Annotated in this window: 15 protein-coding genes; 7 read left to right on the forward strand and 8 right to left on the reverse strand. The window is 62.7% G+C overall.

Annotated features, from left to right (window positions below; translation table 11 throughout):
* Positions 1–21: 21 nt before the first annotated feature.
* The 4 genes from QM996_RS09265 to QM996_RS09280 form a co-directional block, all read right to left on the reverse strand.
* Positions 22–2,079 (reverse strand): portal protein, encoded by a 2,058-nt coding sequence (locus QM996_RS09265; protein ID WP_500270172.1) that lies wholly within the window; start codon positions 2,077–2,079, stop codon positions 22–24.
* 123 nt (positions 2,080–2,202) lie between these two features.
* Positions 2,203–3,333 carry a hypothetical protein gene (locus QM996_RS09270; protein WP_500270173.1) on the reverse strand — a complete coding sequence of 377 codons (1,131 nt, stop codon included), beginning with the start codon at positions 3,331–3,333 and terminating at the stop codon, positions 2,203–2,205.
* Positions 3,334–3,504: 171 nt separating this feature from the next.
* Positions 3,505–4,869 carry a terminase large subunit domain-containing protein gene (locus QM996_RS09275; RefSeq protein ID WP_500270174.1) on the reverse strand — a complete coding sequence of 455 codons (1,365 nt, stop codon included), beginning with the start codon at positions 4,867–4,869 and terminating at the stop codon, positions 3,505–3,507.
* On the reverse strand, positions 4,826–5,215 hold the full coding sequence (locus tag QM996_RS09280; protein ID WP_500270175.1) for a hypothetical protein: 390 nt from the start codon (positions 5,213–5,215) through the stop codon (positions 4,826–4,828). The genes QM996_RS09275 and QM996_RS09280 overlap by 44 nt, the downstream gene beginning before the upstream one ends.
* A 432-nt stretch (positions 5,216–5,647) precedes the next feature.
* Here QM996_RS09280 and QM996_RS09285 point away from each other — a divergent pair, with 432 nt between their 5' ends.
* From QM996_RS09285 to QM996_RS09300, 4 genes are all read left to right on the forward strand, one after another.
* Positions 5,648–6,010: a tetratricopeptide repeat protein gene (locus QM996_RS09285; protein ID WP_500270176.1), complete on the forward strand. Its 363-nt coding sequence runs from the start codon at positions 5,648–5,650 to the stop codon at positions 6,008–6,010.
* A 365-nt stretch (positions 6,011–6,375) separates the two neighbouring features.
* Positions 6,376–6,546, forward strand: a complete 171-nt coding sequence (locus tag QM996_RS09290; protein WP_500270177.1) for a hypothetical protein — start codon at positions 6,376–6,378, stop codon at positions 6,544–6,546.
* A gap of 266 nt (positions 6,547–6,812) precedes the next feature.
* Complete coding sequence (locus tag QM996_RS09295) at positions 6,813–6,944, forward strand: hypothetical protein (protein WP_280137725.1); 132 nt, start codon at positions 6,813–6,815, stop codon at positions 6,942–6,944.
* 260 nt (positions 6,945–7,204) lie between these two features.
* Positions 7,205–7,507: a hypothetical protein gene (locus QM996_RS09300; protein ID WP_500270178.1), complete on the forward strand. Its 303-nt coding sequence runs from the start codon at positions 7,205–7,207 to the stop codon at positions 7,505–7,507.
* Positions 7,508–7,769: 262 nt separating this feature from the next.
* On the opposite strand, the gene QM996_RS09305 is transcribed toward QM996_RS09300, so the two are convergent.
* Positions 7,770–8,273, reverse strand: a complete 504-nt coding sequence (locus tag QM996_RS09305; protein ID WP_500270179.1) for a BA14K family protein — start codon at positions 8,271–8,273, stop codon at positions 7,770–7,772.
* Positions 8,274–8,387: 114 nt separating this feature from the next.
* Positions 8,388–9,470 carry a D-alanine--D-alanine ligase family protein gene (locus QM996_RS09310; protein ID WP_500270180.1) on the reverse strand — a complete coding sequence of 361 codons (1,083 nt, stop codon included), beginning with the start codon at positions 9,468–9,470 and terminating at the stop codon, positions 8,388–8,390.
* A gap of 192 nt (positions 9,471–9,662) precedes the next feature.
* Between QM996_RS09310 and QM996_RS09315 the strand changes: the two genes are divergently transcribed.
* Positions 9,663–10,244 carry a dienelactone hydrolase family protein gene (locus QM996_RS09315; protein ID WP_500270181.1) on the forward strand — a complete coding sequence of 194 codons (582 nt, stop codon included), beginning with the start codon at positions 9,663–9,665 and terminating at the stop codon, positions 10,242–10,244.
* A gap of 122 nt (positions 10,245–10,366) precedes the next feature.
* On the opposite strand, the gene mntR is transcribed toward QM996_RS09315, so the two are convergent.
* The gene (gene mntR, locus QM996_RS09320; RefSeq protein WP_500270182.1) at positions 10,367–10,822 is read right to left on the reverse strand and encodes a manganese-binding transcriptional regulator MntR; all 456 of its coding nucleotides are present in this window, start codon (positions 10,820–10,822) and stop codon (positions 10,367–10,369) included.
* A gap of 237 nt (positions 10,823–11,059) precedes the next feature.
* Here mntR and QM996_RS09325 point away from each other — a divergent pair, with 237 nt between their 5' ends.
* Both QM996_RS09325 and QM996_RS09330 read left to right on the forward strand, forming a co-directional pair.
* Positions 11,060–12,214, forward strand: a complete 1,155-nt coding sequence (locus QM996_RS09325; protein ID WP_500270183.1) for a cupredoxin domain-containing protein — start codon at positions 11,060–11,062, stop codon at positions 12,212–12,214.
* Positions 12,211–13,413 carry a ZIP family metal transporter gene (locus QM996_RS09330; RefSeq protein WP_500270184.1) on the forward strand — a complete coding sequence of 401 codons (1,203 nt, stop codon included), beginning with the start codon at positions 12,211–12,213 and terminating at the stop codon, positions 13,411–13,413. The genes QM996_RS09325 and QM996_RS09330 overlap by 4 nt, the downstream gene beginning before the upstream one ends.
* 208 nt (positions 13,414–13,621) lie before the next feature.
* On the opposite strand, the gene QM996_RS09335 is transcribed toward QM996_RS09330, so the two are convergent.
* Positions 13,622–13,870 (reverse strand): hypothetical protein, encoded by a 249-nt coding sequence (locus QM996_RS09335; RefSeq protein WP_500270185.1) that lies wholly within the window; start codon positions 13,868–13,870, stop codon positions 13,622–13,624.
* Positions 13,871–14,010 lie beyond the last annotated feature (140 nt).

Raw genomic sequence — 14,010 nt, forward strand, 5'->3', positions numbered from 1 at the left:
GCCTACAATACAATCTCGGTCTCATCCCGGCAGTCCCCCGATATGCGCCGCAGTCGGTGCCGTGCCGCCGGCCATTTCGGCCAGGTTCTGCTCGCGTTTGAGGTTCAGTTCGGCGTCGATCTGGTAGCGCTTGAGTGCCCCGTTCTGCTGGATCTCGGCAAGCTTCAGCTCGCGCTCCATCTCCAGCTTGCGCCGTGCGGTCTCGCTCTCCATGCGCGCCTTCTCGGCTGCAAGCTGCGCCTCCATCTGCAGGCGCTGCATCGCCGCGTCCGGTTGTTGCTGCTGCTCAGCCGCCTGCATCCGCCGCTGGATATCCTCAGGCGTCGGCTTGGTGAAATAGAGGTCCGGCGATTTCAGCCCCGCCGCCTCCACCGTCTTGGCAATGCCGTTGTAGAGGTTGTCGGGCGAGACATAAGGATTATCGGGCCCGAGCGTCGTCAGCAGCTTTTCCTGCAATTGCTGGATCATCTGGATCATCAGCATGTCGCGCTCGCGCGTTCCCGCGCCAAGCCCGGTGTTGACGGTCGCGTCCATGCCGGCGTTCCAGTGGCGCGGGTCGAAGCTCACCCATTGCCCGCGCAGACGCACTACGCGCGGCCGGTCCTGGTGCTTGATGACAAGACCAAGCAGGCCCTTGAATACGCGGCGAAGCCCTTGCGCGAAGGTGCGCACCATCAGCTCCGTCTGGCCGATGCCCGCCTGCTCGACGAGTGCCGTCGCCTTCGCCGTCATGTTCTGCAGCGCATCCGGTGCCAGCCCGCTCGAAGCGTCGGAAATGCCGGTCCGGTCGGTCGCCTCCTGGTCGAGATAGCCGAGCATGGAGAAGGATTCCCGCGCCACGAACGGCACCGCCGTATAGCCGATGGCGCCGCGCACATCGACGCCCTGGCCGACGCGGATCGGCTGGCCGAATTTCGGGTTCAACACCGATTCCGGGTTCTGGATCACCCCTTCCTGCACAATCGGCTGCTGGTTGTTCTGCCAGTAGAGATTGTCGAGCGTCTGGCGCAGAAGCACGGTCTTCACCCGCTGGATCTCCGCCATGTCGTCGGTGATCGCATTGCCCTCGCGCTGGTGCGGCCGCCGCTCGGTGATGAGGTCGGCAAAGGGCACCTCGTCCCATTCCGCATCTTCGAGCAGATTGTCGGCCCCGGTACCGCCGGCAAAGACCAGCCGGCGCAGCTCCGCAATACCGTCGTCGTCGGCGTCCACCTTCACATAGAGCTCGTAATAGTCCACCTCCTGCAGCGCCGTCGCGGTCTCCGCGCCGTCGCCGAAGATGCCGCGCCTGCGGGCAAATTCCTCGTCCTCGCCGTCGGCATTGCCGGCAATGGCAAAGCCTTCGACCAGATCGCGGTCATAGCCCATGGCGATCAGGTCCGAACGACGCATCCGCCGCTTGATCCCGGCAATCGGGCTCTCGTCGATCGAGATCGCGTCGGGATGAACGAGGAATTCTTCGAGCGGCACCGCCGCAAGTCGGGTCGCCCCACGCTCGGCCGTCCGGCGGATCTTCACGGTGAAGACCGGCTGCTCCACCGGTCCGGTTGGCAGCTCGATCCGCTCGACCGATTGCGCCTGTTCCAGCACCTCCACCGTGTCGTCGGCAATGAGCTGCACCAGCGCCGCCTCGTCGAGCCCGCTATGGGTCGAGACTTCGACGCTTTTCTTCTTCTCGTACCACCAGCGGATCACGCCGTTGCCGAGCTTCAGCGCGTCGTGCGCGGCGTCCTGCACCGCGTCATAGCCGTCGCTTTCGGGAAAGACGACGTAGTTGATATAGTCGGTCGCCTGCTCGGCCCCCGCCTCGTCGCCCTGGTTGACCGGCTGGTACTCCACCACCTTGTCATTGCCGAGCACGGTGCGGATCAGCGAAGGCAGCACCTTCTTCACCGCCGCGCGCACGTCGCGCGAAACCACCTTGGAGCGGTTCGCCTCCGCCGGCACGTCGGCCATCACCCCATCGTAATATTCCATCGCCCGAACACGCGCCGCCGAGAGCTGGTCGCGATAGTCCTCGCAATCCCTGACGAGCTGGCTCACCAGGTCCGTCAGTTCCGTTTTCGTCATCGCTGCCATCAAAGAACCTTCCGATCGGTAAAGGCCCAGGCGGGGTATCAGCCTTCACCCGGGCAAAGCGTTTCATCATCAGCGCGTAGCGGCTGGCCGAAGAACGTCGTCGCGTTGTTTTTGCTTGTGAAATCAGCTGATCTGGATCGTGCCGATCTTGTACCGCACGCCTTCATCGGCTGTGATGACGACCGCGCTGTTGCCGAGGATCGTCTGATAGTTCTGATCCTGGGAATTCGGATCGAACACGCTGATGTAGTGATTGCTGTGATATTCGTTCATGGCGCCACCGCCAGCGAGGCTGACCATTCGGCGGCCGTTCGCCTCAAATTGCGGGTTGGCCAAGCTATCCGACACGCAGTAGCAAAAACCATTCGCCTGCAGTCCGGTATAGCCGAACAGAACCCATTTCTGCGTGGGCACATGATAGCGGATGCTTTGCGCCATGCGGCCGTTCTGGTCATACATGGTGTAAGGGTTGTAGCCCGCCACCTTGAAGAAGATCTTCGGCTGCTGCGGGGCAATGTTGCCCTGATAGTATTGGTGGTTCACCATCTCCCACTGGTTGGCATTGTTATAGAATTGCCAGCCGACCGAAGCGTCGAGGTTGGACGTGCGGATGATCGCGAAGCCGTTGTCGAGCAGCGTCGTATTCCCCGGCAGGTTACGAACCTCCACGAAGGCATAGTAGTAATTGCCTTCCTTCACGATGTTCGAAGGATGCAGGAACCCGTAGGCGGTGTTGATGGACTGATAGGACCACGGCTCCGGGATCAGCACGCAGCGAACATTGTGATGATTTTGACCGAAATCCCCGGGATTCGGGACAGTCCAGGCCTGGCCGTCATTGGCCGAGCGCACATAGCCGATTGCATTGACCCAGCGTGTATTGAACCCGTAGGCATGGGAATTGAAGCCTGGCACCCCACCGATTGTCGTGGACGATTGGTAGAATTCGTGGTGCGTCAGGCCAACCACCAGCGAGCCGCGGGCGTATGGGGACATGATCCAATGCCGGTTGGCATAGTGCCCTTCAACTGTGTCGCGAGGGGAGTTCCAATGCCTGCCCGCGTTCCAGTTGGTCCAGGTTCTGCCATCATGCCAGTCGTAGACGACGTTGTAGCGGTACCCTTCGGAATGACCGGTAATGAACGTCGGCGTCCCGTTGGCATCGCGCCACGGGTGCAAAGGACCATCCACCCAGAGGCCATAGGGCGTGCTTCCGCCCACATAGCCGTGCCATTGGTTCGTGCTGAAATCCATGCATGTCGTGTTTCCGGACGTAGTAACCACGCTCGTGACCATTGATTTCTCCTACCGTTGTATTGATGTGCACTGTGTTGCGCGACCGGCGCCGGGCTCTGGCGCTATCGGTCATCGGCCCTGGTGCGCCGGAGCGAGACACTTGTCGGAACAAAGCCCTGGAAGGGCTGATTAGAGAACCTTCCGATCAGTAAAAGCCCAGGCGTCATTCGCCTTCACTCGGGCAAAGCGTTTCATCATAAGCGCATAGCGGCTGGCCGAAATCACGTCATCGCGTTCCTTGACGATCCGGCCGTCCTTGCGGTGGTAGAGCCGGAATTCCTCGAACCATTCGCCGCAGGTGGATAACACCTTGAAGCGCCCGGTCTGCATCCGCTGCAGCATGTCGGATATCCCAGCCTCGACGCCGTTGCTGCCGTCGTCGAAGGTCGCGCGCTCCGGCAGTATCGCCAGCCCCTGCCCGCGATATTGCGCGGCCAGCTGCTCGCCCGAGCCCTTGTCGTGCTGCAGCCCGTCATGCGGCCAGGCCCAGGGCAGCCAGGCACCCCAGGGTTTTAACGCCGCCGCATGAATGATCGGCGTCGCCTCGCGCTCGCGGTAACAGCGGGTCACGTAGAAGATATCGGCGTCCCGGTCCCAGGCACAGAGCGCAGCAGCAAAGGGATGGTCCCAGCCAAAGTCGAGCCCGCCGATCTGCACCCAATGCCGCGGTATCTCAAAGGGCTCGACGCGGATCTGCTCCTCCGTCACCGGGAAGATCCGGCCCGAGCCCAGCGTCGGCACACCCTTGGTGCGCGCTTCCTTCTCGTGCGCCGGATAGCTGGCGATGATCTTCGCGCGCTCCTCGGGCGTATAGTGCTCGGCATCGTCGATCGTCATGGTCACCACGGTCCGGTCCTCGGAAGGCTCCAGCAGATAGCGGCCGACGACCGCGCTCATGCCCTTCAGCGGCGTGAAGGTCACGGCGACGGAACCACCAGTCGCATTGGTGCGGGTGATGCCCTCGAAATAGACGTCTTCCGGCGGCTCCTCGTCGAACCAGACATAGTCCACCGTGTTCGCCTGCCATTTTGCCCGGCCCTGTTCATAGGCTTTCAAAAGCAGCGTCGAGGTGCCGCCCGAAACGTGGCGCACCGTCACGCTGTCGAGCGCGCCGGAAGCGCTGGAACGCCGCGTCCAGCCGGAAAGTGCCGCCTTCGGCAGATAGCCGGTGCCCCAGTCCTCCTCGCTCATCGGCGGGCCGACGAGCAGCCGCTGCACGCCATCGCGTGTCAGCTCGTGCGATTCCGAGCCGCCGATCATCGTGATCGGTCGCTCGAACCGTCGGCCCGCCCACCATTCGGGATAGTCGCCTGTCAGATGCATCGCCGCTTCCGCGGCACCGGCCAGCGTCTTGCCGAGCTGGTTGCCGGCCATGAACAGCCGCTCGCGAAAGCGGGCACCGGCCGCGTGGAATTCTGTCTGCTTCGCATAGGGCCGGTAGTAGCGCAGCCTATTCGTGTTCTGCCGCCGCCCGATCTCCATCGCCAGTTCCATCCGCTCCCTGAGCAGCAAGGAAAGGGCCGATGGTCTGGTCGAGCTTGCGGATCCGCTCGAGAAGTTGCTCATCCGTCATCTCGCCGATCTGGTTTGGATTGATGGTCAAGTCCTTCGGCATCAGCGCCGCCACGGCCTTGAGGAAATCATGCGGGTTCTTCTCGATCAGCGCATGGATCGCCGCCGCCCCTCGGGCTTCCCAGGCCGAAAGCATGTCTTCGAGAAAGAGTTCGCCGAGCCTGGTGCGCACCGCCTTGCGGGCGCGCGACCGGGGGATCGCGCCCGCGCGATCGGCACGCGGCAAAAAGCGCCCGGTCTTCGGGTCCTTGGCCGGTTTGCTTGTCATGGGATTTGCTCCGCTGGACCAAGGCACCCGTTGCCGGCACGGCATTGACAGAGATGGCACGCGGCCCGACCGCCGGCCAGCGACCCTGCCTTGGCGCCTGCAGCAGCCGGCCACTTGGCTTGGCACTTGGCAATCGGCAAGCGCCAGCCGCACCCGCCGCGAAAGGGTGCGCCAGGCGTGACGGCAGCTCACAAAAAATTGCTGGTGTCACGCCGAAAGTCACGCCGGCAAACTTGACTTCAGGTTGTATTAAGTCATCAATACGTCGCGCCAGATCGCCCTGCCTCGAGCCTTGCCGGCGGAAATGCGTGATGGGTGCCGATACCGGTCAGGCGGCAGCCGGGAAAGAGCCGAAGTAGTTCAATTTTTGAATAGTTTGTCAGTCTGGAAGTCCCGCCGCGGGAACCATGCGATGGATGCAACAGGTGTCAGATGATCCGCAACGCGTTCAGTAAGTTGAAGACCATTTTCAGCCCGCGGCCCTCCGCAGCGAATATCTCGCCCAGGTTGCTTGAACTGGCGACCTCCGGCAATGTCGACGCCCAGGCAAAACTCGCCGAAATCTACTTCAACGACGGCAGCGAGGAACACTACGCCGCCTCGCTTCACTGGAACCGGCAGGCCGCCCGCCAGGGTCATCCCGCCGCGCAAGCCCGTCTCGTCACCATCTATCAAAGGGGGCTCGGCGTCGAGCGTGACCCGAAAGAGGCCTCGCGCTGGCTTCGCAGCATCGGGCGCCCGCGCCCCGAACCTGTCCGCATCGTTTCCGGCAAGATTGTCAAGCAGGAAGCGTGACGAGCGCCAGCCCGTCTTCCACATAGGCCTGCAAAGTAACGATCGGCGATGACCGGGTTGCGCCGTTATCGCGAGCGCCGCTCGGCTGAAGCCCGGAATCAAAAAGGCCGCTTCAATGACGAAACGGCCAGCCTGTAATATCCTTAGCCCGCATCCTGACGCTTGGCAAGCCCTTCGGACAAAATTTGTTCTCGTTATGTTCGTTTTTCTTGGCCGGCTTCGTTTCGGCGGCAGCGCTCGCCCCATCCGCCTCCCCCCGGCACGCGTCATCGATTTGGTGATATAGTGGCGATCGGCGCACGACGTCGTGTCCGGTTCGATGGTGAGACGGCCAAGGGTCGCCCCCACGACGACGGGAGGGTTCCATGACCCCACGATACCTGATTGTTGTGATTTTCGCGGCGCTTGTCGCGCTCGCCGGCTGCACCACCGACCAGGCCAGTCGCAACACCGCCCCCGCCCCAAGCCAGGGAAGCCAGGGCATGCAAGGCGGCGCCCAGGGCATGAGCCAGGGCGGCGGAAGCTCCGGCTACTAAGCATGTCGCGCAAAAATGCGCCGCGATTTTGCGATAACGACATGCGAAATATCAAGAACTTAATGCGAAATATCAAGAACTTAAAGCGCGAAGGAGCGAATCTGAAAGATCGCGACGCGCTTTAAGCATGTCGCGTCTCGCCTCGTCGCCTGTTGATTGAACCTCCGGCGCCGATACGCGTTGAGTAACCATGACGCGCAATCTCGGTGCCGCGCCATTTGTTTGCGCGCATTCTGTGTTAAGCTTCCCCTCGGGAGGAAAATGCCATGGAGAATTTCTTCGCACTCGCCGCCATCGTCGTCGGTTCCGCCATCCTGGGGCTCGCGCTTGCCTACGGAATGCGCCGCAAGGACGCCCACCGACCTCCCGAGCACGACGACGCGCGGTTGAAATTCTAACGCCTGTCGCGCAAAAGTTCGTAGCCGCTTTGCGACAACGACATGCGAAATCAATAACGTGAAGGGCAAGGCGCGAATCCGGAAGATTCCGACGTGCTTCAGACCCGTCCCCGCCTCACAGCCGCGGCACGCGCAGTCCCTGCGCTACAGCATGTCCCGATGCCCGAGGCAAACGGAGCGCGCCACTCCCCTGAAATCGGAACCTTTCCCGCCCCCTTAGCCTTACTCCTTGAACGAGGATCAACCGAGGAGATGCGAGGATGAGCAAGCCGCACCCGAAATCACGGGATCTCAGGCAGACACCGGAAGACGGGCCTGGGCCGGCCGGGCCGAGCAGCGCGCGCCCCGGCAAGGTTCCGCCCGTGCCGGCCGACCAGCTGCCGGAAGGCGATGACCCGCCGCCGGTCGATCAGGGCCGGGTGCCGCCCGTTCCGAGCCGCGACGAGGCCAATGTGAAGCCGGATGACGCCTTGCCCGGAGACAGCGAGGAGAAGATCATCGAGGACGACCCGGCGCGCGAAAAGACCCGCTTCGACGAGGAACTTCCGAAAAGCAGCCGCTAAAGCATGTGGCGCAAAAGTGCGTAGCGGTTTTGCGATAACGACATGCGAAATATCAAAGACTTAAAGCGCAAAGAGCGAATCTGAAAGATCGCGACGCGCTTTAAGGCCCGTAGCGCAAAGTTCGTAACGGTCTTGCGATCACGGCATTCGAAGCATCAAGCGTAAAACGCAACGAGCGTTTTAGCCGGCTTGCAAGCCCCAACAAAAAGGCCCGCCGGTCACGACGACCGGCGGGCCCCTTTTTCTGAATACGTCGCCTCGATCAATAGGGCGAGTAGCACTGCTGGCGCGGGCCGCCATAGGGCTGATAGCTATTGTCGTAGGCGCGGTAGGAGCGGTAGCGCGCGTAACACCAGTCGACATGACGCTGGCTCATGCCCGGCTCGTACCGGCGCGGCGGAGCGGCAATGGCGCCGCCGATCACGACTCCTGCGCCGAAGGCCGCCAGCGGATACCACCAGCCGTCATAGTGGCGTCGATAGCCGTAGCGCTCGTAGCGGTAGCCGCGGTAGCCGTTGTAGTAGCCATAGCGGTAGCCGCCATGCCAGCCCGGCCGGTAGCCCGGGCGATAGGACCCGTACCGACCATGCCAGCGCGGACGATATCCGCCATGGCCCCAGCCGTGGCCGTTACCATGTCTGTCACGCACCAGGTCGACATCGCTCTTCTGCACCCGCTCGATGGCGACAGCCGGCACGGCGTTCGCCGGCGTGATGCCCGAAAGAGCCGTAACCGCCGCCATTACGACGATGGCAATCTTCTTCATTTCATCACCTGTCCATTTGGAAACAGGCGCCAGTTTCGCGGAATGACGTGAACCCACAATGAATGCGGCAAATCTAATATGAAAACTCAACCGGCAGGCGTGGTTGCGGGCGCCTCACGGCCGCTGCGCTTGCGTCCCGCGCAGCGCCAGCGCATGCGCGATCAGCGTTTCCACCGCCGCACCGTAGGAGATGCCGTCTGCCGCAAGCGCCTTGGCATACATGCTTATATTGGTGAAGCCGGGAATGGTGTTGATCTCGTTGATCACAAGGCTTCCGTCCGGCCGCAGGAAGAAATCCACCCGCGCCATGCCGGCGCAGGCAAGTGCCCGGAAGGCCCGCGCCGCCATCTCCTGCGCCTGCACGCTCACCTCTTCGGCCAGATCCGCCGGCGCCTTCACGATCGCGCCGCCCGCATCGACATATTTGGCGTCGTAGCTGTAGAAGCCGTGGCTTTCGGCCGGGATGATCTCGCCCGGCCGCGACACGGTGAGCCCGCCCTTGGCGTCTTCCAGCACCGAGCATTCGATCTCCCGGGCCTGCACGAACTCTTCGATCAGCACCTTGTCGTCGTGGCGAAACGCCTCGTCCAGCGCGGCTTGAAGCCCCTCGAGGCTGTCGACACGGCTGACGCCGACGGATGAACCCTGCCGTGCCGGCTTGACGAAGACCGGCAGTCCCAGCGTTTCCAGGATGGTTTCGCCGGAATAGCCATCCCCCTGGTGAAGGGCGATGGCGCGGGCGACCGACAGCCCCTCGGCTGCAAGCAGCCGCTTGGCGAGCGCCTTGTCCATCGCCACCGCCGAGGCGGCAACGCCGCAGCCGACATAGGCGACATCGGCCGTTTCGGCATAGCCCTGCACCGTCCCGTCCTCGCCAAACGGCCCGTGCAGGACAGGAAAGATCAGGTCGACGGCCGGCAGCAGCCCTTGTGTCCCGTCGGCGGCGATGGTCACCGCCCGCCCCTTGCCGCCCGGGATCAGCGCAACTTGCGTTCCCACCGCCGGAATGGCCGGCGGCAGCGCGCCGTTTTCAAGCTCGACGAGCAGCCAGCGCCCGTCCTTGGCGATACCGATCGGCACGATCTCGTAGCGGCTGCGGTCGAGCGCGGCGACGACGTTGCGCGCCGACATCAGCGAAACCTCGTGCTCCGCCGAGCGGCCGCCAAACAACACGGCAATACGCAGCTTCCCTGTCATGACATCTTTCCTTCAGAATCGTGGCCAATGCGGATTCGCAAGGAAGCGGTGGAAGATGGCAACAAGACGTCAAGGAAATGTGCTATCGCTGCGACAGGAAAATTTTCTCAATCGATCGCAACGCCGCTTGAACCTCCAGGCGGCGACATCAAATTGAAACGCCAGATCAATTTTGAAGAGGAGATACCGTCGATGGCCGAGGTCCTGCTCTTCCACCACGCCCAGGGTCTGACCCCGGGCATGCACGCTTTCGCCGACGAACTCCGGGCCGCCGGGCATAAGGTGCACCTGCCCGATCTCTTCGAGGGGCGCATCTTCGAGAGCATCGAGGAAGGCCTCGCCTATATCGGCGAGGTCGGCTTCGACGAGATGCGCGAGCGCGGCGTGCGCCTCGCCGAGCCGCTTCCCCAAGGTCTCGTCTATGCCGGCTTCTCCTTCGGCGTCCTGCCGGCGCAGAAGCTCGCGCAGACCCGACCCGGCGCCCGTGGTGCCCTGCTCTTCTACTCCTGCATTCCGATCAGCGGCCAGTGGTCCTTCGGCCCCTGGCCGCAACGCGTGCCCGTACAGATCCACGGCATGGACAACGACCCGATCTTCGTCGGCGAAGGCGATATCGACGCCGCTCGGGAACTCGTCGAGAAGGCCGAGGACGCCGCGCTGTTCCTCTATCCGGGCGACCAGCATTATTTCGCCGACAGCTCGCTGCCCTCCTACGACGCGGAGGCCGCCAAGCTGCTGACTGAACGGGTGCTCGCGTTCCTCGATCGAGTCTGAGCGACGGAACCAGTCCCGGCAGTCCAAAAACACGTCACGGTGCTGCGGCGACCTTCGTGCGTCTGACAGAACACGCGGCGCTGTTATGCGCCTGCGGGCAAGCAGGCGCAGCTCCGGTATCTCTAGCTGAGCTTGGCGAGGTGCATCTTGAATGCCTCGAGGGTCTCGGCGCTCACATAGTGCTCGATGCCCTCCGCATCGATGCGCGCCGTCTCCGGGCTGATGCCGAGCGCGCAGAGGAAGCTTTCGACGATGTGATGCCGTTCGCGGCTGCGCTCGGCAAGTTCATTGCCTTGGGCCGTCAGGAAAACCCCGCGATAGGGCTTTTGCTGGATGAACCCCTCGGCGGCAAGACGCTTGAGCATCTTGGCGACGGTCGGTTGCGCGACACCGAGTCTGTGGGCGATGTCGACCTGGCGCGCTTCGCCGCCGTCGGCGATCAGGTCGGCGATCAGCTCCACATAGTCTTCGACGAGTTCGGTCCGTCGGCTGTTGCGCGTCTGGCGAAAGCTCTCGATCTGCGTATCCGCGTCAACGAGGACGCCCTGGAAGGTCTCTGGTGTCGGCTTGATGGACATGCGATTTCCTTGATGCACTTCACAGGAAAAATCTTAGCCTCAGCTATACCATATTGCAACGGACTACAGTTTTTCACGCCGCTAAAGCGCCGCGCGTCTTTTAAAATCGCGGCCGATCTAAGGAGGAAGACATGCAGCAGGCATCGGGCGCGCGGGGTGACAATCGGCAATATAGCCATTGCTATATTCTTGTCATTGTGCTTCTATTGATCGAAATTGCTATATAAGGAGGCGATCATGGCGCGTTGGTTGCCATCCCTTCTCAGTCGACGGGGATTTCTCGGCGCTGGCCTTGCCGCCACGGCGGGGGCGGCCGTGACGGCCCGCGAGACCCTCGGCCAGCAGCCGATGCCTGCCGGTCATGGCGGCCATGGCAACCACGGCGGTTCCCCCGGCGTTGGAACACCGACACGGGCCGCGCCCAATCATGCGGTTTCCCACGGGGCGATGATCACGGTCGGTGACGTCGACACTGCCCGCAACGGCTTCGATCCGACCGCGATGCTGACCGATTGGTACACGGGCGAGGTATCGACGCTGCCGGACGGCCGCCGACTGCGCAGCTTCGAGCTGAGGGCCGAGGAGAAGGAAATCGAGATCGCGCCGGGCGTGATGTTTCCCGCCTGGACCTTCAACGGTCGTGTCCCCGGCCCGGCGCTTCGGGCCACGGAGGGAGACCGGCTGCGGATCGTCTTCAAGAACTACGGCTCCCATCCGCATTCGATGCACTTCCACGGCATCCACGCGGCGCGCATGGATGGTGTTCCGGGCGCGGGCGTGATCCAGCCCGGCGAGGAATTCGTCTACGAATTCGATGCCAAGCCGTTCGGCTGCCACCTCTATCACTGTCACGCGCTGCCGCTCGCCAGGCACATGCACAAGGGCATGTACGGCATGTTCGTGGTCGACCCCGACCCTAACCGCCATCCCGAGTTCTTGGACGTCGCGCGTTCGCGTCTGCTCGGCACGCCCGAAAACGCCGAATGGCAGGAATTGGCGATGGTGATGAATGCTTTCGATACCAATTTCGATGGCGAGAACGAGTTCTACGCCTGCAACACCATCGCCCATTGCTTCGCCAAGCAGCCGATCAAGATCGTGCGCCACCGGCCGGTCCGCATCTATCTGATGAACGTGACCGAGTTCGACCCGATCAACTCCTTCCACCTGCATGGAAACTTCTTCAATTACTTCGATACCGGAACGTCGCTGACGCCGACGCTGAAGACGGTCGATCTCATTACGCAATGCCAGGCGCAACGCGGCATTCTCGAATTCAGCTACGCCGACCAGAACCATGAACCCGGTCTCTACATGTTTCACGCACACCAGTCGGAGTTCACCGAACTCGGCTGGATGGGCATGTTCGATGTCGTCGAGGCACTGTCATGAACGAACGTGTGACGATCGAAGGCAATCAGGCCGTCGAAACCGGGCCAAGGCGACGGAACCTCTTGTGGCTGCTGGCCCCGCTCGCGGTCCTGATCGCCGCTTTCTGGTGGCTCATGGTCGCCAACCCGCTCGCCAGCTTCAACAACGGCGCACCGCCGGTCGAGAACCTGACGGTCGAACGCACGATCCTCGATTATGACGGCTTGCGCCTTCTCGTCCGCGGCGGCGGTTCCGAGGCGATGACCATTGCGCAGGTTCAGGTGGACGCCGCCTACTGGCAGTTCGAGCAGACCCCGGCCGGGCCGATCGCACGCGGCAGCTCCGCCTGGGTTTCGGTCCCGTTCCCCTGGGTGCTTGGGGAGGCGCATAAGGTGACGCTGGTCACCAATACCGGGGCAACCTTCGAGCATGAAGTCCCCGTCGCCGTGCCGACGCCGGTCGCGTCCTCCGATACCCTGACATCGCAGGCCCTGCTCGGTGCCTTTGTCGGCATCGTCCCGATCGTGATCGGCCTGATGTTCTATCCGGCGCTTCGCGGGGCCGGAGCGGCCATGATGAGCTTCCTGCTGGCGATGACGGTCGGCCTGCTCGGCTTCCTGTTCATCGATACGATCGAGGAGGCGCTCGAGTTTGCCGGGCAGTCCGCCGCCATCTTCCAGGGCTCGGCCATGGTTTTCCTCGCCGCCGCCGCGGCGTTCCTGCTGCTGATGGCCATCGCGCGGCGGGAGGGACGGCCGAGCGGGCTCGCGCTCGCCACCTACATCGCCCTCGGCATCGGGCTGCACAATCTTGGCGAAGGCCTCGCCATCGGCGCCGCCTTCGCCGCCGGCGCAGCCGGCCTCGGAACCTTCCTCGTGATGGGCTTCACCCTCCACAACATCACCGAAGGCATTGCCATCGCCGCGCCGATCCTGAAGGCAAGACCGCCGCTCTGGCGGTTCGGTGCGCTGGCCTTGCTCGCGGGCGGACCCGCCGTCCTCGGCATGTGGCTGGGCAGCCTCTCCTACGCCCCGCATTGGTCGGCGCTCGCACTCGCGATCGGCGCCGGCGCAATCCTGCAGGTGATCGTCGAGGTGGCCGCAGCGATGACCCGAACCCATGAAGGACGCCTGACGGGACTGCTGACCGTGCCGGTCATGTCAGGCCTGACCGCCGGCCTCGCCTTCATGTACACGACGGCGATGCTGGTGAAGATCTAAAGCGGTTTTGCGGTAACGACATGCGAAATATCAAAGGCTTAAAGCGCAACGAGCGAATCTGAAAGATCGCGACGCGCCTTAGTCGACGGAGGGGGAAGCCGAGCTGCTTACCCGCCGCTGCGCGGCCGAGCCTCGGCGCCGGTGAAACCCCGCCACTTGGTGTCGGAAACGAGGTGCCGCTCTCGACCCGGTATGGGCCCCAAGGCTGCTAAAGCGTTGATAGAAACCATGTTGTAACGAAGAAGCAGAAAGCAATCACCCATGTTGTGGCCAGAACCTTTGCCTCTCGTTTTCTGTGGGTGAAGAAATAACTGAGATACCGCCCCTGCTTGTCCATAAGAGGCAGGTCTTTCAATACAATATACCCGATCAGGATAATGAAGAGCGACGCCGGTACAAAGACACTAATTCCGAACACACTCGTAAGAACGCCGTTTGGTCCGACCATTTCTTGCATCCCTGATGCTCTCCGCTGCTCAAGTCGGGGCAGTCGCCTTTAGACGGCGCCGTTCCAGCATATCACTGTTCAGTATCAGGTCGATTAGCGACCGCTCGCCTCGGGCCTTTCACCGGGTACCAAGAGCCAGTTTTGTACTA

Source organism: Sinorhizobium chiapasense, from assembly GCF_045277575.1.
Taxonomy (GTDB): domain Bacteria; phylum Pseudomonadota; class Alphaproteobacteria; order Rhizobiales; family Rhizobiaceae; genus Ensifer; species Ensifer chiapasense_A.

Excerpts from the sequence above, each read along its gene's own strand:
- QM996_RS09300 (WP_500270178.1), top strand. The coding sequence starts at position 7,205 with ATGAGCAAGCCGCACCCGAAATCACGGGATCTCAGGCAGACACCGGAA.
- QM996_RS09275 (WP_500270174.1), bottom strand. The coding sequence starts at position 4,869 with ATGGAACTGGCGATGGAGATCGGGCGGCGGCAGAACACGAATAGGCTG.
- QM996_RS09330 (WP_500270184.1), top strand. The coding sequence starts at position 12,211 with ATGAACGAACGTGTGACGATCGAAGGCAATCAGGCCGTCGAAACCGGG.
- QM996_RS09295 (WP_280137725.1), top strand. The coding sequence starts at position 6,813 with ATGGAGAATTTCTTCGCACTCGCCGCCATCGTCGTCGGTTCCGCCATC.
- mntR (WP_500270182.1), bottom strand. The coding sequence starts at position 10,822 with ATGTCCATCAAGCCGACACCAGAGACCTTCCAGGGCGTCCTCGTTGAC.
- QM996_RS09335 (WP_500270185.1), bottom strand. The coding sequence starts at position 13,870 with ATGCAAGAAATGGTCGGACCAAACGGCGTTCTTACGAGTGTGTTCGGA.
- QM996_RS09310 (WP_500270180.1), bottom strand. The coding sequence starts at position 9,470 with ATGACAGGGAAGCTGCGTATTGCCGTGTTGTTTGGCGGCCGCTCGGCG.
- QM996_RS09280 (WP_500270175.1), bottom strand. The coding sequence starts at position 5,215 with ATGACAAGCAAACCGGCCAAGGACCCGAAGACCGGGCGCTTTTTGCCG.
- QM996_RS09265 (WP_500270172.1), bottom strand. The coding sequence starts at position 2,079 with ATGGCAGCGATGACGAAAACGGAACTGACGGACCTGGTGAGCCAGCTC.
- QM996_RS09285 (WP_500270176.1), top strand. The coding sequence starts at position 5,648 with ATGATCCGCAACGCGTTCAGTAAGTTGAAGACCATTTTCAGCCCGCGG.
- QM996_RS09290 (WP_500270177.1), top strand. The coding sequence starts at position 6,376 with ATGACCCCACGATACCTGATTGTTGTGATTTTCGCGGCGCTTGTCGCG.
- QM996_RS09270 (WP_500270173.1), bottom strand. The coding sequence starts at position 3,333 with ATGGATTTCAGCACGAACCAATGGCACGGCTATGTGGGCGGAAGCACG.
- QM996_RS09305 (WP_500270179.1), bottom strand. The coding sequence starts at position 8,273 with ATGAAGAAGATTGCCATCGTCGTAATGGCGGCGGTTACGGCTCTTTCG.
- QM996_RS09325 (WP_500270183.1), top strand. The coding sequence starts at position 11,060 with ATGGCGCGTTGGTTGCCATCCCTTCTCAGTCGACGGGGATTTCTCGGC.
- QM996_RS09315 (WP_500270181.1), top strand. The coding sequence starts at position 9,663 with ATGGCCGAGGTCCTGCTCTTCCACCACGCCCAGGGTCTGACCCCGGGC.